The sequence below is a fragment of the Pseudomonas sp. NPDC087626 genome (genome assembly GCF_044743405.1).
In the GTDB taxonomy this organism is placed as follows: Bacteria; Pseudomonadota; Gammaproteobacteria; order Pseudomonadales; family Pseudomonadaceae; genus Aquipseudomonas.
In genome coordinates, this window is sequence record NZ_JBIUWJ010000016.1 from 114,775 (window position 1) to 133,697 (window position 18,923).

General features: G+C 60.8%; 14 protein-coding genes. 5 read left to right on the forward strand and 9 right to left on the reverse strand.

The features are described 5' to 3' along the window. Positions 1-3: 3 nt before the first annotated feature. From ACIOVD_RS15735 to ACIOVD_RS15755, 5 genes are all read right to left on the reverse strand, one after another. Entirely contained in the window at positions 4-963 is a 960-nt protein-coding gene (locus tag ACIOVD_RS15735; protein ID WP_020800601.1) for a MoxR family ATPase, read from the reverse strand. Positions 964-1,419: 456 nt separating this feature from the next. After that, positions 1,420-2,748: an MFS transporter gene (locus ACIOVD_RS15740; protein WP_095168800.1), complete on the reverse strand. Its 1,329-nt coding sequence runs from the start codon at positions 2,746-2,748 to the stop codon at positions 1,420-1,422. Between the two features lie 65 nt (positions 2,749-2,813). Beyond that, positions 2,814-4,007, reverse strand: coding sequence for an L-2-hydroxyglutarate oxidase (lhgO, locus tag ACIOVD_RS15745; RefSeq protein WP_401128910.1), 1,194 nt, complete (start codon positions 4,005-4,007; stop codon positions 2,814-2,816). A 106-nt stretch (positions 4,008-4,113) separates the two neighbouring features. Next, complete coding sequence (locus tag ACIOVD_RS15750) at positions 4,114-4,824, reverse strand: FadR/GntR family transcriptional regulator (RefSeq protein WP_095168798.1); 711 nt, start codon at positions 4,822-4,824, stop codon at positions 4,114-4,116. Positions 4,825-4,899: 75 nt separating this feature from the next. After that, positions 4,900-5,253, reverse strand: a complete 354-nt coding sequence (locus ACIOVD_RS15755; RefSeq protein ID WP_401128913.1) for a hypothetical protein — start codon at positions 5,251-5,253, stop codon at positions 4,900-4,902. Positions 5,254-5,581: 328 nt separating this feature from the next. On the opposite strand from ACIOVD_RS15755, the gene ACIOVD_RS15760 reads away from it, so the two are divergent. Both ACIOVD_RS15760 and ACIOVD_RS15765 read left to right on the forward strand, forming a co-directional pair. Further along, the gene (locus ACIOVD_RS15760; RefSeq protein ID WP_401128916.1) at positions 5,582-6,973 is read left to right on the forward strand and encodes a hypothetical protein; all 1,392 of its coding nucleotides are present in this window, start codon (positions 5,582-5,584) and stop codon (positions 6,971-6,973) included. Positions 6,974-7,412: 439 nt separating this feature from the next. Continuing rightward, positions 7,413-12,284 (forward strand): NAD-glutamate dehydrogenase, encoded by a 4,872-nt coding sequence (locus ACIOVD_RS15765; protein ID WP_401128919.1) that lies wholly within the window; start codon positions 7,413-7,415, stop codon positions 12,282-12,284. A gap of 100 nt (positions 12,285-12,384) precedes the next feature. On the opposite strand, the gene ACIOVD_RS15770 is transcribed toward ACIOVD_RS15765, so the two are convergent. Then, entirely contained in the window at positions 12,385-12,930 is a 546-nt protein-coding gene (locus tag ACIOVD_RS15770; protein WP_401128922.1) for a hypothetical protein, read from the reverse strand. A gap of 175 nt (positions 12,931-13,105) precedes the next feature. Continuing rightward, the gene (locus ACIOVD_RS15775; protein ID WP_401128924.1) at positions 13,106-13,798 is read right to left on the reverse strand and encodes an aspartate/glutamate racemase family protein; all 693 of its coding nucleotides are present in this window, start codon (positions 13,796-13,798) and stop codon (positions 13,106-13,108) included. A 151-nt stretch (positions 13,799-13,949) separates the two neighbouring features. Here ACIOVD_RS15775 and ACIOVD_RS15780 point away from each other — a divergent pair, with 151 nt between their 5' ends. After that, positions 13,950-14,444 carry a hypothetical protein gene (locus tag ACIOVD_RS15780; RefSeq protein WP_401128927.1) on the forward strand — a complete coding sequence of 165 codons (495 nt, stop codon included), beginning with the start codon at positions 13,950-13,952 and terminating at the stop codon, positions 14,442-14,444. A 112-nt stretch (positions 14,445-14,556) separates the two neighbouring features. On the opposite strand, the gene ACIOVD_RS15785 is transcribed toward ACIOVD_RS15780, so the two are convergent. Together ACIOVD_RS15785 and ccoN are read right to left on the reverse strand one after the other, a co-directional pair. Continuing rightward, on the reverse strand, positions 14,557-14,778 hold the full coding sequence (locus ACIOVD_RS15785) for a cbb3-type cytochrome c oxidase subunit 3 (protein WP_159995831.1): 222 nt from the start codon (positions 14,776-14,778) through the stop codon (positions 14,557-14,559). 9 nt (positions 14,779-14,787) lie between these two features. Beyond that, the gene (gene ccoN, locus ACIOVD_RS15790) at positions 14,788-16,215 is read right to left on the reverse strand and encodes a cytochrome-c oxidase, cbb3-type subunit I (protein WP_095168790.1); all 1,428 of its coding nucleotides are present in this window, start codon (positions 16,213-16,215) and stop codon (positions 14,788-14,790) included. 274 nt (positions 16,216-16,489) lie between these two features. Here ccoN and ACIOVD_RS15795 point away from each other — a divergent pair, with 274 nt between their 5' ends. Continuing rightward, complete coding sequence (locus ACIOVD_RS15795) at positions 16,490-18,160, forward strand: nitrite/sulfite reductase (protein ID WP_401128931.1); 1,671 nt, start codon at positions 16,490-16,492, stop codon at positions 18,158-18,160. Continuing rightward, complete coding sequence (locus ACIOVD_RS15800) at positions 18,157-18,666, forward strand: DUF934 domain-containing protein (RefSeq protein WP_401128934.1); 510 nt, start codon at positions 18,157-18,159, stop codon at positions 18,664-18,666. The genes ACIOVD_RS15795 and ACIOVD_RS15800 overlap by 4 nt, the downstream gene beginning before the upstream one ends. The last annotated feature ends 257 nt before the right edge of the window (positions 18,667-18,923 follow it).

Below are 18,923 nucleotides of genomic sequence, written 5' to 3' on the forward strand. Positions count from 1 at the left end.
GGGTCAAGCGACGGCTACGACGTCGAGAATCCGCTGGACCACGCGGTCCTGGTCGATACCGGCGGCTTCGGCTTCGAAGGACAAAATGATGCGGTGGCGCAACACGTCGAACAGTACCGCCTGGATGTCCTCGGGGCTGACGAAGTCGCGGCCAGCCAGCCAGGCGTGGGCCCGGGCGCAGCGGTCGAGGGCAATCGAACCCCGCGGGCTGGCGCCGTAGGCAATCCATTCGGCCATTTCCGGGTCGAACTTGCCCGGTGTGCGGGTGGCCATCACCAGTTGGACCAGGTACTCCTCCACGGCGTCGGCCATGTACAAGCCGAGGATTTCCTTGCGCGCGGCAAAAATCGCTTGCTGGCTGACTCGACGTTCGGGTTTGGTTTCGCCATTGAGCGCTTCACCGCGTGCCTGTTGCAGGATCCGTCGCTCGACGGCGGCGTCCGGGAAGCCGATTTTTACGTGCATCAGGAAGCGGTCGAGCTGGGCTTCGGGCAGCGGATAGGTGCCTTCCTGCTCGATCGGGTTCTGCGTGGCCATCACCAGGAACAGCGGTGACAGCTCGTAAGTGCTGCGCCCGACACTGACCTGGCGCTCAGCCATAGCCTCCAACAGCGCCGACTGGACCTTGGCCGGAGCCCGGTTGATCTCGTCGGCCAGCACCAGGTTGTGGAAGATCGGCCCTTGCTGGAACACGAAGCTGCCGGTTTCCGGGCGATAGATTTCGGTGCCAGTGATGTCGGCGGGCAACAGGTCGGGGGTGAACTGGATACGATGGAACTGGGCTTCGATCCCTTCGGCTAGCTCTTTGATGGCCTTGGTCTTGGCCAGGCCCGGTGCGCCCTCGACCAGCATATGGCCGTCGGCGAGCAAGGCGATGAGCAAACGCTCGATGAGTTTTTCCTGGCCGAGAATCTGCGTGGAAAGAAAGGTTCGCAGCGCCAGCAGCGCTTCACGGTGTTCCATCGTCGAGTGTTCCTGGAAGAGGCCCGGGGTACACAGCATCAAGAGCGCCCGGGCGGGGGCTGCTACTTTAATCTATCCGGGCCCCTGGCGACTAACGGCACCGGGGAAAAATCTGCAAATAAGTAGGTGGGCGCAAGTAACCTAGCGTTCTTGCCACTGACGTTCGGGCTGTGCATCAAGATCAAAAGCACGGCGGCCAGGTTTTTCCAGTGGGCAGCCGCAACCACTGTAGGAGCGGGCGCCCGCTTGCGGCTTGAACTGGCGATGGTCGTCAACGATAACGCAGGCATTCAGGATGAACCCAGCGCTCTCGAGACCATCGCGAGCAAGCTCGCTCCTACAATGGTGTTGGGGGCTCAGGATGTTGCATACACTCACCAAGCCTATGGGAGCTGGCCTGATCAGGCCTCACCGCAGAAACGGATATGCCCCCATACGCGCGACCCCAACCCGTAATCAGTTCTTGAAGCTCGAATGCTTACGCCCCTGGTCAAACAGCGCAAACACCACCACCAGTACCCCGGAAATCAGCAAAATCACCGCCACGCCATCGGTAGAGTGGGTCGCCGAGTTAGCCACCAACGCCAGCCCACCCAAAGGCGCCAGACCACCGGCGATCGCGGTGCCGATTTCACGGCCGGTGCCAAACCCCGAAGAACGAGTCTGGGTCGGGAACTGCCGGCTGAGGAACGAGCCCTGGGGCGCGAACATCATGGGCGCGAGGATCCCGGTGCCGATAGCAATGGCCAGGTAGATCATCAGCGGCTCGCCAGTGTTGAGCAGGGTCAGGAACGGATAGGCGAACAGCGCCGAGAGCACACCGCCGAGCATCAGCACTTTTTTGCTGCTCCACTTGTCGCAGAGCCAGCCGAAGCACGGCACGGCAACGATCGCCACCAGGCTGGCAATGGTCACCGACAACGAGGTGACGTGGGCTTCGACACCTTTGAACTGGGTCAGGTAAGCCAGGGAGAAGGTCTTGAAGATGTAGCTCAGGGCGTTGTAGCCAATCGCTACGAACAGCACCACCACCAGGCCCTTCATGTCATTTCTGAACAGCAACTTGAGCGGCGAAACCTGTTCCTTGGCAACAGTGGCGTCGAGTTCCTTGAACTGCGGGGTTTCCGGAATGCTGCGACGCACCCACAGGCCTACACCCACCAGGACGATGCTGCAGATGAACGGAATGCGCCAGCCGCCGGACAGCAGGAAGTCGTTGCCATTCATGGTCAGCACGTAGACGGTCAGCGACGACAGGAGCAAGCCCAGGTTCAGGCCCAGGGCCGGCCAGGCACCCTGGCTGCCGCGCTTGCCTTCGCTGGCGTGTTCGTAGGAAGTGACCGCAGCGCCAGACAGTTCGGCACCCGCGCCCAGGCCCTGGATGATCCGCACCAGCACCAGGATGATCGGCGCCCAGATGCCAATCGCGGCATAGCTGGGAATCAGCCCGATCAGGGTGGTGCACACGCCCATCATGCAGAAGGTGATGACCAGTACTTGCTTGCGGCCGAAACGGTCGCCCAGGTAGCCAAACAGAATGCCGCCGAACGGACGGGCGATAAAGCCAATGGCAAAAGTCGAGAAGGCCAGCAGCGAGGCGACTGCGGGGTTGCTCGGATCAAAGAAGATTTTCGAGAAGACGATCGCCGCCATGGTGGCGTACAGGTAGAAGTCGTACCACTCCAGCATCGAGCCGAAGATTGTCGCGGCAGCCACCTTGCGCAGGCGTTTTTGCTTTTGCAGCGGAGTTTCCGGGGCGGTCGGGGCCGCTTGATGTACCGACATCGGTGATTTCCTTGTGGGTCTTTGTAGTTATTTTTTAGTGGGTGAAGCCACCCGTGCAGCGGGGTTCAGCGATTCTTGAGGATTTTCTCTGCGATCATCTGGCCGATGGGAATGGCCGAGGTCGCGGCCGGCGAAGGGGCGTTGCACACGTGGACCATGCGCGGCGTCTCGGCGAACAGGAAGTCATGCACCAGGGTGCCGTCGCGCATGACCGCCTGGGCGCGGATCCCGGCCTCATAGGGCAGCAAGTCGTCGACTTCCAGCGACGGGCAGTATTTGCGGCACTGTTCCAGGTAGCCGCGCTTGAACAGCGAGTTCTTCATTTCCGTGGTGCCGGAGCCGAGGTTGTTCCAGATGGTTTTCCAGAAGCCCGGAAAGCTCGCGTACTCGGCGACGTCGCGCCAGTTGATCGAGAACTTGCGATAGTTCTCCCGGCCCAGGCCCAGTACGGCGTTGGGGCCGACCGTGACACTGCCATCGATCATCCGCGTCAGGTGCACGCCGAGGAACGGCAGCTCCGGGTCGGGAATCGGGTAGATCAGGTGGTTGACGATCTCATTCCTGGACGCTGGCAGGCGGTAGTACTCGCCACGGAACGGAATGATCTGATGGTCAATCTTGACCCCGGCCAGCTTTGCCAGGCGGTCGGATTGCAAGCCGGCGCACGCCACCAGTTGCCGGGCCTGCCAGACCTGGTCGAGGCTGCTGACGGTGACGCTGTCGGCGCTTTCGCTAATCGCGGTAACGCTGGTCTGCAGGCGGATTTCGCCGCCTGCGGCCTCGATGACCCGAGCCATGGCCTGGCATACCTGGCGGTAGTCGACAATCCCGGTGGCATCGAGAAACAGTCCGCCCAGGCCGACGATGTTTGGCTCGCGGCGGCGCAGTTCGGCCGCATCCAGTTGCTCGACTTTCAGACCGTTCTGTTTCGAGCGCTCATACAGGGCATGCATGCGGCTGACTTCCAGCGGCGTCGAGGCCACCAACAACTTGCCGCAGACGTCGAACTTGATCTGGTGCTCGGTGCAGAACGCCTTGGTCGCCTCGGCGCCACGCTTGCACAGGTCGGCCTTGAGGCTGCCGGGGGCGTAGTAGATGCCGGCGTGGATCACGCCACTGTTGTGCCCGGTCTGGTGTTGCGCCAGCACCGCTTCCTTTTCCAGGATCAGCAACGAGGCGCCGGGCTGGCGTTCGAGCAGCGCCATGGCGGTGGCGAGGCCGACGATGCCGCCGCCGATGATGCAATAGTCATAAATCATGCAGGTGTCACCTTGGATTGCTGGCAGAGAGTCTGCTTATCAGGTTGTCAGACAAAGTATTCGGTAAAAAAGACGCCAGTCGTGGCGTCCTCGGTGTTGCCGGTATTCAGTCGATGCTGGGCAGGTCGATCTTCAGGCGCTTGGCCGCTGCGCGCAGGTGCGCTTCGGCACAGGCGGCCGCCTGGGTGCGGTCGCCAGCGGCGATGGCTTCGTATAGGGCTTGGTGTTCGCGTCCGGCATCGGCCGAGCCGCCTACCGAGTGTGCTGCAGAGTTTTCCCACGCCCTGCGTCGGGCTTCGGCCAGTTGGCCACGCAGGAAATCGTGGAAGGCCACGAAGTAGTCGTTCTTGCTGGCATCGGCGATAGCCCGGTGGAACTCGACGTCGGCCAGGGCTGCTGCAGCAAAGTCGCTGCGCTTATCGTGCATTTCCTCCAAGGCGCTGCGCATGCGCAACAGGTCCGCGTCGTCGCGGCGCTGGGCCGCGATGGAGGCGGCCTGGGTTTCGGTCCACAGGCGCATTTCGAACAGTTGCACCAGGTCGGGCTTGCGGCCTTTCTGGCTAGGAAAACGGAACACTGTGCCGTTGGGGTTCTGGGAAATGTACGAGCCCAGCCCGCGGCGACTGATCAGGATGCCATCGGCCTTGAGCTGAGCCACGGCCTCACGCACCACCGAGCGACTGACATTCAGTTGTTCGGTCAGTTGCTGTTCGGTAGGCAGGCGCGATTCGGCGGTCAGGCGACCGGATTCGATTTCTTCGCGGATCGCATTGACCACTCGTTCAACCAGAGAGTCGGGGCGCTGTAGCTGAAGCATGAGGAGTGTGGCTCGTAGGTCAGGTTGTCAGACAATGCCCGTGCGCTGATTTCTTGTCAAGAAATCAGCTGGCCGTTACAGCTCGCTCAAGTAGGTGCCGGTGCCCTTGAGGATGTTCTGCAGGGTTTCTTCAACTTCGGCCAGGTCAGATGCGGCGGTGCTGTGGAGGATTTCCAGGTGATCGTCACCGTTCAGGGCATCGGCGTCGGCCGCGGCGATTTCGATCAGCAGGCGGGTAGGGCTGAGAGTGACCTTGACGCCGTCCAGGGTCGAGGGGTCGCCATCGAGGGTGATTTCCAGCTCGTCTTCGTCCGGGTAGCGGGTCATCAGGAACATGTCGCCCTGATCGCTGTGGCAGCACAGCATGGCCAGGTTGTCTTCTTCGTCATCGCACGGGTTGGCGATCAGGTGGGCGGTAGTCAGTTGCATGTGAGCAGTCCTGGCGCGGGGCGCGGTGTTGGCAGGCAAAGGGGGATTTTGCCAGCCCCGGGCATTTTTTGCTTCGCTAGTTTTGTGTTGGTGATGCTTGAAGTCGGACGCTGGCTGGGTCGCCCAAGTGCAGCCTGTAGGCGTTTTCCTTAAGTTAAATATCTATTGTGTGATTGAACTTTCCGCTGTTGTTGTAGGGGTAAAGGAGGGCGTAGGAATAATAACAAGTTGCGCAGTTATTGCTTGTTTGCAGCACGCTATGTCCCTTACGTTTGTGCCTTCAGAGCAAGGGAGTGCAGGGTAAATTTATTGAAGGGGAAAGCTTTGAATGAAACCGTATTTCGAGTTGTTGGGCGAGGTAAAGCATCTGTCCGAAGAGGAAATAGAGCAGCTTTACCAGCGATATCTGGCCGGAGAGAAAACCAGCGAGCTGATTGCCGAGTACAGAATCCCGGTGGCGGTCAGAAGTTTACTGACGGTATTGCCGCCGCTGCTCGATAAACAACTGAAGTGCCCCTACTGCGACCTGCCGATGTGGGCGAAGAGATACGCCAAGGGCACCCCGGCGTCTCTCAGGCCAGCGTTCAAGTGTGTCAGTTGTGAGCACCGTCTAGTCCCGGCCGGCCAGTACCGGCGTCATAGCCATTGCACCTGTACTGCTTGCTACGAAGTCCGGCAGCAGGAGATCGCCACCGAGGCTGCGCGCAACCGCGAGGAGCTGCTCAGCCGTTATACGCCGGGCGTTGCACCGCTGGCCTATGCCAGCCTGGGCTTCATGCAGAAACTCACCCTGCTGGCGTTGCTCGAAGGACTCAAGCCAGGCAACGACAGCATCGCTCCGCTGGAAGGGGCGAACCGCAACGAGAGCCTGGCCCCTAGTGCAGCGACCGCTGAAGAGTTGTTGAAAAACCTTTACCAGGCAGGCGTGCTGCGAGTAGACGCCGACTCGGACATCCAGGCATTCGATCCTATGGCCGGCTACCAGATCCGGCGGTTCTGTGCAGTGCGCTGGTTGCCCAATGTCGCCCTTGAAACCGGTGTGCGTTGCCCGTGTGACGAACTGTATGGAACGTTGTACCAGGAGTTGTCCGGTTTTATTCCAATCGCGTGGAAGAGTGAGTTGTATAGCCTGATGTTCAGTCTGGCCCGGGAAGAGTCGTTAAGTTATATCCGGGTGTTGGCCGAGGAAGTTGACCTGGTGTTTTCCGCCGCCAGTCATGGTGAAGCGGTAATAGGTCAGCTCTTGCAGGACTTCTCCGTGAGCGAGATTTACTACTTCGCCAAACTGGCAGTCAAAAATGCCGCGCACTTTTTTGCCACGGGCAACTCCAAAGGCCGCACCCACGCCGCCAATACCATTCCCGGCTATATGCTGGGCACCGCCCAACATGCCCTGGCCGAAGGCTGGCGGCGACCCTCCTATCGTGATTCGCGGGTAGCCAAATCGGCACTGCATCGCTTGTTTTACGACGTGGTCCTCAAGGACAGCGGCGCCGGTTTTGCCACGTCCCCCGGTGTGTACTGGCGCGAACAATTGCTCCCGCGATTTTTTGCCAGCCAAACCGGCTACGAAGCAGGGCAACCATCCGCACAACTGTTCTGCCGCGAGTGTGACTCCTGCAACATCGATGTCTGGATGGACAAGGTGATCCTGCAGACCACCTGCTATGACTGCGCGACGGTCAGCCGGTTTCAGGCGGTTTATGAGGTGCAAGATTGATCGCCGCCCTGACTCAAATGTCAGGAAACCTGCCGTGAACAAATCTCAAGATCCAGTCATTTCCAATACGCAAACCCCGTAATTCCTGGGATAAAACCGCCATTTTCCGCCACGCCTGCTAGTGTTGTTCGAGGCCCCGCCGCGGGGCTGCGTACCGATGACCGAATATGTCGCAGCATCGCAAGCACGGGCCTTGCCGCACTCGTTAAGCTGCGCAACGGATGGACACCTGTAAAGACATTGCCGGGTTGCCCGGCAGTCGTTTTTGCAGATGCCCATCCTTGGAAGGTGAATGTGACCTGAGTGTCTCGTCCAGCTTCACCCACCTGTCGCCCTGTTTCCTCTGCCCGAGAATCAGGGACCGGGTGACAGGTTGCCCCGAACAGGGGTTTAGTACGCGACGCTTCCATCAATAACAAGCCCAAGCGGAGTACCACAGATGGCGTTCTTCACCGCAGCCAGCAAAGCCGACTTCCAGCACCAACTGCAAGCGGCACTGGCGCAGCACATCAGTGAACAGGCACTGCCACAAGTGGCGCTGTTCGCTGAACAATTCTTCGGCATTATTTCTCTTGATGAACTGACCCAGCGCCGGTTGTCCGACCTCGCCGGCTGCACACTTTCCGCCTGGCGCCTGCTTGAGCGCTTTGATCACGCGCAGCCGCAAGTGCGCGTCTACAACCCAGATTACGAACGCCATGGCTGGCAGTCGACCCACACCGCGGTCGAAGTGCTGCACCACGACCTGCCATTCCTGGTGGACTCGGTGCGTACCGAGCTGAACCGTCGCGGCTACAGCATCCATACCCTGCAGACCACCGTGCTGAGCGTGCGTCGCGGGGCCAAGGGCGAGTTGCTGGAAATCCTGCCCAAAGGCACCCAGGGCGAAGGCATCCAGCAAGAATCGCTGATGTACCTGGAAATCGACCGTTGCGCCAACGCCGCCGAGCTCAATGTCCTGAGCAAGGAATTGGAGCAGGTGCTCGGCGAGGTCCGCGTGGCGGTCGCCGATTTCGAGCCGATGAAAGCCAAGGTCCAGGAGCTGATCGACGGCGTCGACACCAGCCAGTTCACCATCGCCGCTGACGAGAAGGGCGAGATCAAGAGCTTCCTCGAATGGCTGGTGGGCAACCACTTCACCTTCCTCGGCTACGAAGAGTTCGTGGTTCGCGAAGACCAGGACGGCGGTCACATCGAATATGACCAGGACTCCTTCCTCGGTCTGACCAAGCTGCTGCGCGCCGGCCTCACCGCCGAAGACCTGCGCATCGAAGACTACGCCGTGAACTACCTGCGCGAAGCGTCCCCGCTGTCGTTCGCCAAGGCCGCCCACCCAAGCCGGGTGCACCGTCCTGCGTACCCTGACTACGTGTCGATCCGCCAGATCGATGCCGATGGCAACGTCATCAAGGAATGCCGCTTCATGGGCCTGTACACCTCCTCGGTGTATGGCGAAAGCGTACGGGTGATTCCTTACATCCGCCGCAAGGTCGAGATCATCGAGCAGCGCTCTGGCTTCCAGGCCAAGGCCCACCTGGGCAAGGAACTGGCCCAGGTGCTGGAAGTACTGCCTCGCGACGACCTGTTCCAGACCCCGGTGGACGAGCTGTTCAGCACCGTGATGTCGATCGTGCAGATCCAGGAACGCAACAAGATCCGCGTATTCCTGCGCAAAGACCCTTACGGTCGCTTCTGCTACTGCCTGGCCTACGTGCCGCGCGACATCTACTCCACTGAAGTGCGGCAGAAGATCCAGCAAGTGCTGATGGATCGCCTGAAAGCCAGCGATTGCGAGTTCTGGACCTTCTTCTCCGAGTCCGTGCTGGCCCGTGTGCAACTGATTCTGCGGGTTGACCCGAAGAACCGCCTGGACATCGACCCGCTGCTGCTGGAAAAAGAAGTGGTGCAGGCCTGCCGCAGCTGGCAGGACGACTACGCCAGCCTGGTCGTGGAAAGCTTCGGCGAAGCTCACGGCACCAACGTGCTGGCCGACTTCCCGAAAGGCTTCCCGGCCGGCTACCGTGAGCGTTTTGCCGCGCACTCGGCCGTGGTCGACATGCAGCACCTGCTCAGCCTGAACGAAAAAAATCCGCTGGTGATGAGCTTCTACCAGCCGCTGGGCCAGGTCTCCGGCCAGCGCGAGCTGCACTGCAAGCTGTATCACGCCGACACCCCGCTGGCCCTGTCCGACGTCCTGCCGATCCTGGAGAACCTCGGCCTGCGCGTGCTGGGTGAGTTCCCGTACCGCCTGCGCCACAACGGTGGTCGCGAGTTCTGGATCCACGACTTCGCCTTCACCGCTGCCGAAGGCCTGGAACTGGACATCCAGCAGCTCAACGACACGTTGCAGGACGCGTTCGTGCACATCGTGCGTGGCGATGCCGAGAACGATGCCTTCAACCGCCTGGTGCTGACGGCCGGCCTGCCGTGGCGTGACGTGGCGCTGCTGCGTGCCTATGCGCGTTACATGAAGCAGATCCGCCTGGGCTTCGACCTGGGTTACATCGCCAGCACCCTGAACAACCACACCGACATCGCTCGTGAGCTGACCCGGTTGTTCAAGACCCGTTTCTACCTGGCGCGCAAGCTCTCGGGCGACGATCTGGAAGACAAGCAGCAACGCCTGGAGCACGCGATCCTCAGCGCCCTGGACGACGTCCAGGTGCTCAACGAAGACCGTATCCTGCGGCGCTACCTGGACCTGATCAAGGCCACCCTGCGTACCAACTTCTACCAGACTGACGCCAACGGCCATAACAAGTCGTACTTCAGCTTCAAGTTCAACCCGCACCAGATTCCAGAGCTGCCAAAGCCGGTACCGAAGTTCGAAATCTTCGTGTACTCGCCGCGCGTCGAAGGCGTGCACCTGCGCTTCGGTACTGTGGCGCGTGGCGGCCTGCGCTGGTCGGACCGTGAAGAAGACTTCCGCACCGAAGTCCTGGGCCTGGTAAAAGCCCAGCAAGTGAAGAACTCGGTCATCGTGCCCGTCGGCGCCAAGGGCGGCTTCCTGCCGCGTCGCCTGCCACTGGGTGGCAGCCGTGACGAAATTGCGGCCGAGGGCATCGCCTGCTACCGCATCTTTATTTCGGGCCTGTTGGACATCACCGACAACCTGAAGGACGGCGCCCTGGTGCCGCCGGCCAACGTCGTGCGTCATGACGACGATGACCCGTACCTGGTGGTGGCTGCGGACAAGGGCACTGCGACTTTCTCCGACATCGCCAACGGTATCGCCATCGACTACGGCTTCTGGCTGGGTGATGCGTTCGCTTCCGGCGGCTCCGCCGGTTACGACCACAAGAAAATGGGGATTACCGCCAAGGGCGCGTGGGTTGGCGTGCAGCGTCACTTCCGCGAGCGCGGCATCAATGTACAGAAAGACAGCATCACCGTGGTCGGTGTCGGCGACATGGCCGGCGACGTGTTCGGTAACGGCCTGTTGATGTCCGAGACCCTGCAACTGGTGGCGGCGTTCAACCACCTGCACATCTTCATCGACCCGAACCCTACGCCTGCCAACAGCTTCGCTGAACGTCAGCGTCTGTTCGACCTGCCGCGTTCGGCCTGGTCGGACTACGACACCAGCATCATGTCCGAAGGCGGCGGGATCTTCTCCCGTAGCGCAAAAAGCATCGCGATTTCCCCGCAGATGAAAGAGCGCTTCGACATTCAAGCCGACAAGCTGACCCCGACCGAACTGCTCAATGCCTTGCTCAAGGCACCGGTGGATCTGTTGTGGAACGGCGGCATCGGGACTTACGTCAAGGCCAGCAGCGAAAGCCACGCCGATGTCGGCGACAAGGCCAACGATGCACTGCGGGTCAACGGCAACGAACTGCGCTGCAAGGTCGTGGGCGAGGGCGGTAACCTGGGCATGACCCAACTGGGTCGTGTCGAGTTCGGCCTCAATGGCGGCGGCTCCAACACCGACTTCATCGACAACGCCGGTGGCGTGGACTGCTCCGACCACGAAGTGAACATCAAGATCCTGCTCAACGAAGTGGTGCAGGCCGGCGACATGACCGACAAGCAACGCAACCAGTTGCTGGCGAGCATGACCGACGAAGTCGGTGGCCTGGTGTTGGGCAACAACTACAAGCAGACCCAGGCCCTGTCCCTGGCAGCCCGTCGCGCCTTGCCGCGGATTGCCGAATACAAGCGCCTGATGAACGATCTGGAAGGCCGTGGCAAGCTGGATCGCGCCATCGAGTTCCTGCCGTCGGAAGACGCCATCAACGAGCGCGTTGCGGCAGGCCATGGCCTGACCCGTGCCGAGCTGTCGGTGCTGATCTCCTACAGCAAGATCGACCTCAAGGAGCAGCTGTTGGGCTCCTTGGTGCCGGATGACGACTACCTGACCCGCGACATGGAAACCGCTTTCCCGCCGACCCTGGTGAGCAAGTTCTCCGAAGCCATGCGTCGTCACCGTCTGAAGCGCGAGATTGTCAGCACCCAGATCGCCAACGACCTGGTCAACCACATGGGCATCACCTTCGTGCAGCGACTCAAAGAGTCGACCGGCATGAGCCCGGCGAACGTGGCCGGCGCCTATGTGATCGTGCGCGACATTTTCCACCTCCCGCACTGGTTCCGCCAGATTGAAGCGCTGGACTACCAAGTCAGCGCCGACGTGCAACTGGAACTGATGGATGAACTGATGCGCCTGGGCCGTCGTGCCACACGCTGGTTCCTGCGTACCCGTCGCAACGAGCAGAACGCGGCGCGTGACGTCGCGCATTTCGGTCCGCACCTGGCAGCCCTGGGCCTCAAGCTCGACGAACTGCTGGAAGGCCCGACCCGCGAAGGCTGGCAGACCCGCTACACCGCGTACGTCGATGCTGGCGTGCCGGAGTTGCTGGCGCGCATGGTTGCAGGCACTACCCACCTGTACACCCTGCTGCCGATCATCGAGGCCTCGGATGTCACCGGGCAGAACGCAGCGGACGTGGCCAAGGCCTACTTCGCCGTGGGCAGCGCACTGGACATCACCTGGTACCTGCAACAGATCAGCGCTCTGCCGGTGGAAAACAACTGGCAGGCACTGGCCCGTGAAGCTTTCCGAGATGACGTCGACTGGCAACAGCGGGCGATCACCATCTCCGTCCTGCAGCAGGGCGACGGTAGCCTGGACGTGGAAACACGCCTGGCCCTGTGGATGGAGCAACACGAAGGGATGATCGACCGCTGGCGTGCCATGCTGGTGGAAATCCGTGCCGCCAGCGGCACCGACTACGCCATGTACGCGGTAGCCAACCGTGAACTGCTGGACCTGGCGTTGAGCGGTCAAGCGGCAGTGCCTGCCACTGCCTGATTGAGCGTTGAATGAAAAAGCCCCGTATCGAAAGATGCGGGGCTTTTTCATGGGCTATACATTACATTTATTAAATTTCGGCGGCCGCCGATACGACGTTTTAGTTGTAGGAATCGACACTTTCAGATGATGCTATGTTTCTTTCAAGTATCTTTAGGTTGAATGTTGCAATGTCGCCAACTATGTCGTGAAAATAGTACCTGTAGATAGGTGCGCCGAGTGCTTTTTTGATGGTGGCGGCATTGCGTATTTGTAAATGGATGGTGGCGTTATCTGAACTCAGGTTATCCAGTGTGATGGTGTTGTGGCTGCTATCGAGAAGCTTGAACAACGTTGTGCCGTCACCGGCTTCTGGGGACGCCATCAAGGGGGTAACGCTGTTTTTGGTGACATATTGCTTGTCATAGGGGCGTGTGAGGATTTGCAAGCGGTAGGCATCACCAATGTATTCGAAGTACACCGTGAGCTTTGGTAGCTTGCGGCTGGCCAATCGCTCCATTCGTTCAGTGAGCGGGTTGTAGGCTTCAAATGTAGAAATGTAACTCGCCAGTTGGGGCGAGGATCCTGCAGACTTGCCGAAGAAGTTCATGGCGATGCCATCACAACGCAGTTCGGCAATGAAGGAACGTTCTTGGTTGGTGCTCATGGTTAATTCCTTTTAAGTGAAAAGTTATCTCCTTGGAGTAGAAAACATAACGCTATTTTGAGTGAGGGGGCAGTGCCTGGTTATATATGCGTGTTGCAATATTTAATGATGTGTCACCGCTAATGGTGTCGAGGGTTGTTGGCAACAACAATGCCACCCGCTCATAGCCCCTGAATCAGTGGCCCAAGGCAAAGGCCACGGCCGCACGGGCATGCAGTTCGGTGGTGTCGAGCAGGGGCAGTTCGCTGTGTTCGGGTTTGATCAGCAGGCTGATTTCCGTGCAGCCGAGGATGATCGCCTGGGCACCGCGCTCGGCCAGGGCCTGGATCACTCGCTGGTAAGTGGCGCGGGACTCCTCGCTAATGACTCCCACGCACAGTTCGTCGTAGATGATCCGGTGCACCGCCTGGCGGTCCGCCGCGTCCGGCACCAGCACCTGCAGCCCGCGGGCCGTGAGCCGCTCCTTGAGAAAGTCCTGTTCCATGGTGAAGGCGGTACCCAGCAGGCCGACGCTCAGGTGACCGGCAGCCTCTGCCGCTTGCCCGGCCGGGTCGGCAATGTGCAGGAAGGGCACGCTGATTGCGTCCTGGATCTGCCCGGCCACCTTGTGCATGGTGTTGGTACAGAGCACCACACACTCGGCACCGCCGGCTTGCAAGCGACGGGCGGCGTCCACCAGGATCTGCGCCGCGTCGTCCCAGCGTCCAGCATGCTGGGCCTGTTCGACCGGCCCGAAGTCGACGCTGTACATCAGCAGGCGGGCGGAGCGCAGTGGCCCGAGGCGGTCACGCACCTGCTGGTTGATCAGACGATAATATTCGGCGCTGGACTCCCAGCTCATGCCGCCGATCAGGCCGATGGTGCGCATGCGGTGCTCCCGTTGATAGTTGATGTGCTGGCCTACAGTGCCCGCGATTGGCTGGCGCTGCAATCGCTCGTCCGGCGGTTAGTCGTACGCCCGGCGCGCACATCTGCCATGCTCAATGTCCGTAACACCGGTTTATCCAAGGAACAGCGCAATGGACGACGTACAGCAACTGGGTGAGATGCTTCGCCACTACGCAGAAAGCGAAGCGCACAAGAAGCAGCTGTTTGAAAACCAGTCGGCCGTGTGGGCCACGCGTATTGCTGAGTTGTTCGACCAGATCGAGCAGTGGCTGGCGCCGGTCAAGGCACCGGACCTGTTGGAGGTCAGTCGTGAGGCCTATGTGGCGTTTGGCGCGAGCGTGCCGGTGGAAAGCTCGACCTTCAACACCGAGAAGCTGAGCATCCTGATTGCCGGCAAGCCAGTGGAGTTCGTGCCCGAGGTGATGGGCGCGGCAGGCCTGATCTCCCTGGCGGTGATGGGCTTGACCGCGGCCCGCTACGGCAGCGTGTCACTGGTGTGCCAGCCGCCCTCGAGCGGCTGGCAGTGGCGCAAGACCAATGGCCTGAAAGACCCCGATACCTTCGCCTTTGACGCAAACTTCCTGGCCCAGCAGCTGCAGAGCCTGATCCCCCGCGAACGCGGCTAACGAGCTGTTCCTGTGGGAGCGGGCTTGCCCGCGAAGGCGTCGGTACAGCCACTATCATCATCGACTGACACACTGCTTTCGCGGGCAAGCCCGCTCCCACATGGCCCAGGGCTTAGAGGTCGATGTTGCCCCAGCCCGGTTTCGCTATCTCAGGCGCCACGGCGTTGACTTTCTTGCCGGTGGCCAGTTCGACCCGCCGTGCCACTTCAGGGTCGTCGGCAAAGGGGATCAGGCTGGCTTCGTCCAGGCTCCTGGCGGTCTGGTGGCGCAGGCAGTATTCGATGGCGAACCACAGGAACGCCACGCCCAGGCTGTTGAGCAGTAGTTCGGTCATGGTGACCTCCTAGGCAATCTGCGCTTCGCGTTCGGCCATCCGCACGTCGGCCACCCGCACGGTACGCCAGGTGTTGTAGGCCATCAGCAACATGCCGCTCAAGAAGAACACCCCGCCGACAAACCGCACGATGAAGCCCGGATGGCTGGCCTGCAGCGCCTCGACGAAGGAGTAGGTGAGGGTGCCGTCGTCGTTGATCGCGCGCCACATCAGGCCCTGGGTGATGCCGTTGACCCACATCGAGGCGATGTACAGCACGGTGCCGATGGTCGCCAGCCAGAAGTGCGCGTTGATCAGGCCAATGCTGTGCATCTGCTCACGGCCGAAGATTTTCGGGATCATGTGATAGGTGGCGCCGAAGGTGATCATCGCTACCCAGCCCAGAGCGCCGGCATGCACGTGGCCGATGGTCCAGTCGGTGTAGTGGGACAGGGCATTGACCGTCTTGATCGCCATCATCGGGCCTTCGAAGGTCGACATCCCGTAGAACGCCAGCGACAACACCAGGAAGCGCAGGATCGGGTCGGTGCGTAACTTATGCCAGGCGCCGGAGAGGGTCATCATGCCGTTGATCATGCCGCCCCAGCTCGGTGCCAGCAGGATCAGCGACATGGCCATGCCCAGCGATTGCGCCCAGTCGGGCAGCGCGGTGTAGTGCAGGTGGTGCGGGCCGGCCCAGATGTACAGGGTGATCAAGGCCCAGAAGTGCACGATCGACAGCCGATAGGAATACACCGGGCGACCGACCTGTTTCGGCACGAAGTAATACATCATGCCCAGGAAGCCGGTGGTCAGGAAGAAGCCCACCGCGTTGTGCCCATACCACCACTGGACCATGGCATCGGTCGCACCGGAATACACCGGGTAGGACTTGAACCAGTCCACCGGGATCGACAGATGATTGACCACGTGCAGCATGGCGATCACCACGATAAAGGCGCCGAAGAACCAGTTGCCGACGTAGATGTGCTTGGTCTTGCGCTGCACCACGGTGGTGAAGAACACGATGGCGTAGGCCACCCAGACCACGGTCATCCATACCGCGCCGGTGAACTCGATCTCGGCGTATTCCTTGGTGGTGGTATAGCCCAGCGGCAGGGTCACCAGCATGCTGACGATCACCGATTGCCAGCCCCAGAAGGTGAAGGCTGCGAGCTTGTCGCTGTACAGTCGCACCTGGCAGGTACGCTGCACCGCGTAGTAGCTGGCGGCGAATTGCGCGCTGCCGGCAAAGCCGAAAATCACCAGGCTGGTGTGCAGCGGCCGCAAGCGCCCGAAGGTGGTCCAGGGCAAATCGAGGTTCGCCTCCGGCCACACCAGTTGCGAGGCGATCCACACGCCCATCGCCATCCCGATAACGCCCCATACGACGGTTGCCACGACGAATTGGCGGACGACCTTGTAGTTATAGGCCTGTCCGATTGTTGCTGTGCTCATGGTCATTGCTTCCACGGTTGCAAAGTCTTGCCAGGCCACCCGGTCTGGCATGGTGCGAACTGTAGGAAACCGTGAAGAAACAAAACAGGCTCAGAAAAACTGCATTAATGCGGAGCAGATTTTCCCCGTGTCTGCGGTGATCTGCCGCGAGCTGATATGGTTTTTTAGTTTTTAGCTGAATCTGTAACGCGCTGAGCTGTTGTCCCATAGTCCTCCTCACACAAGAACCCCGCCAAACCCCCGGGGCGAGGGTCAATCCTGATGAGGTAGCGACATGTATCAATACGATGACTACGACCGGGCCTTGGTGTTAGAGCGGGTCGCGCAGTTTCGCGATCAGGTGCAGCGGTTCATGGCCGGTGCCTTGAGCGAGGAAGAGTTCTTGCCATTGCGCCTGCAAAACGGCCTGTACCTGCAAAAACATGCCTACATGCTGCGGGTCGCCATTCCCTACGGCACCTTGAGTGCCCGGCAGATGCGCACGTTGGCCAGCATTGCCCGGGATTACGACCGCGGCTACGGGCACTTCACTACCCGGCAGAACCTGCAGTTCAACTGGATCGACCTGGCCCAGGTGCCGGACATCCTCCAGCGCCTGGCCGAGGTCGAGATGCACGCGATCCAGACCTCGGGCAACTGTGTGCGCAACATCACCACCGAAGCCTTTGCCGGGGTGGCGGCCGACGAGTTGATCGACCCTCGACCGCTGGCCGAAATCCTGCGGCAGTGGTCGACCATCAACCCGGAATTCCTGTTCCTGCCACGCAAGTTCAAGATCGCCATCTGCTCCGCCGAGGAGGATCGCGCAGCGATCATGATGCACGACATCGGCCTCTATCTTTACCCTGACGAGTCGGGGCAGATGCTGCTGCGGGTGATCGTCGGCGGCGGCCTGGGGCGTACGCCGATCCTCGGCCTGCAGATTCGCGAGGGCTTGCCTTGGCAGCACCTGTTGTCCTATGTCGAAGCGGTGTTGCGGGTCTACAACCGCCACGGCCGGCGCGACAACAAGTACAAGGCGCGAATCAAAATCCTGGTCAAGGCCCTGGGGATCGAGGCCTTTGCCCGGGAAGTGGAAGAGGAGTGGCAGTACCTCAAGGACGGTCCGGCACAACTCACCGAGGCGGAGTACCAGCGTGTCGCCAGCGCGTTCGTCGCACCGAACTACGTTCAACTGGCCGACACCGACCTGGATTTCGGCACGCGTCTGGCCGAAAATCCGGCCTTCGCCCGCTGGGTCTCGCGCAACGTGCAGCCGCATAAAATCGCCGGCTACGCCAGCGTGGTGCTGTCGACCAAACCCGGGATCAGCGCGCCGCCGGGTGATGTCAGCGACCAGCAGATGGACGCTGTCGCCGAGTGGTCCGAGCGGTTTGGCTTCGCCGAGATCCGCATTGCCCACGAACAGAACATCGTCCTGCCGGATGTGCCCAAGCGTGATCTCTACGCCTTGTGGTGCCTGGCCAGCGAGGCCGGGCTGGGCACTGCCAATGTCGGGCTGCTGAGCGACATCATCGCCTGCCCGGGCGGCGACTTCTGTGCGCTGGCCAATGCCAAGTCGATCCCCATCGCCCAAGGGATTCAAGCGCGCTTCGAGGATCTGGATTACCTGCATGACCTGGGGAACATCAGTCTGAACATTTCCGGGTGCATGAATGCCTGCGGCCATCACCATATCGGCAACATTGGTATCCTGGGGGTCGATAAGAGCGGCAGCGAGTGGTATCAGGTCACCCTCGGTGGCTCCCAGGGCAAGCACAGTGCACTGGGTAAAGTCATGGGGCCTTCGTTCAGCGCTGCCGAGGTGCCCGGGGTGATCGAGCAGATCGTTGCCACCTTCGTCCGTTATCGCGAACCAGAGGAGCTGTTTGTCGACACTGTGCAGCGCATCGGCCTGGAGCCGTTCAAGGAACAGGTGTATGCGCAGCAGGAGGGGGCGGCATGAACAACCTGCTGCGGCTGCGGGACGGGTTGGCAACGCACGAACCGGACGATCGCTGGACCTTGATCAAGGACCCGAGCGGTGATTTGCCCTGTGGCCCACTGATATTGCCCCTGGCGCGGTGGCTCAAGCGCCGCATCGAGCATCACCCGGTGTTCGACGCGGTGTGGCTGGGCCCGGACGACGAAGTCGAAAGCCTCGCACCCTGGCTCAACCGGTTGCCGATGATTGCCCTGGAGTTCCCCAACTTTCGCGACGGTCGCGCCTACAGCCAGGCCTACCTGCTGCGCACACGCCTGGGCTGGGCCGGGGAGCTGCGGGCGATTGGCGATGTGCTGCGTGACCAGTTAAGCCACATGCGTCAGTGCGGATTTGATGCGTTTGCCGTGCGCGAAGACAAATGCGCCGAGGACGCCCTCAAGGGGCTGGCGGGCATGAGCGTGACGTATGGCCGCTCGGCAATCGAGCCGCGGCCCTTGTTTCGCCGACGCCAGGCGGATGAGGCCTGAGCTCACCTGAATGATCCAGGGTTGCCACCTGTGGGAGCTGACCTGCCAGCGATAGCGATGGGTCAGGCACTATAGATGTCGAATGGACCGGCCTCATCGCGGGCAAGCCCGCTCCCACAGGTTTGATGTGGTGTATACAGAATCTGTGAACAGCCAAAATCACTAATGAAATGGTTACCCCCGCCGCCCCCAGTGATAGCCCACTAAGCTTTCACTGGGGGCTCACCGGAGACCATTGTCATGAACAAAGTAGCTAT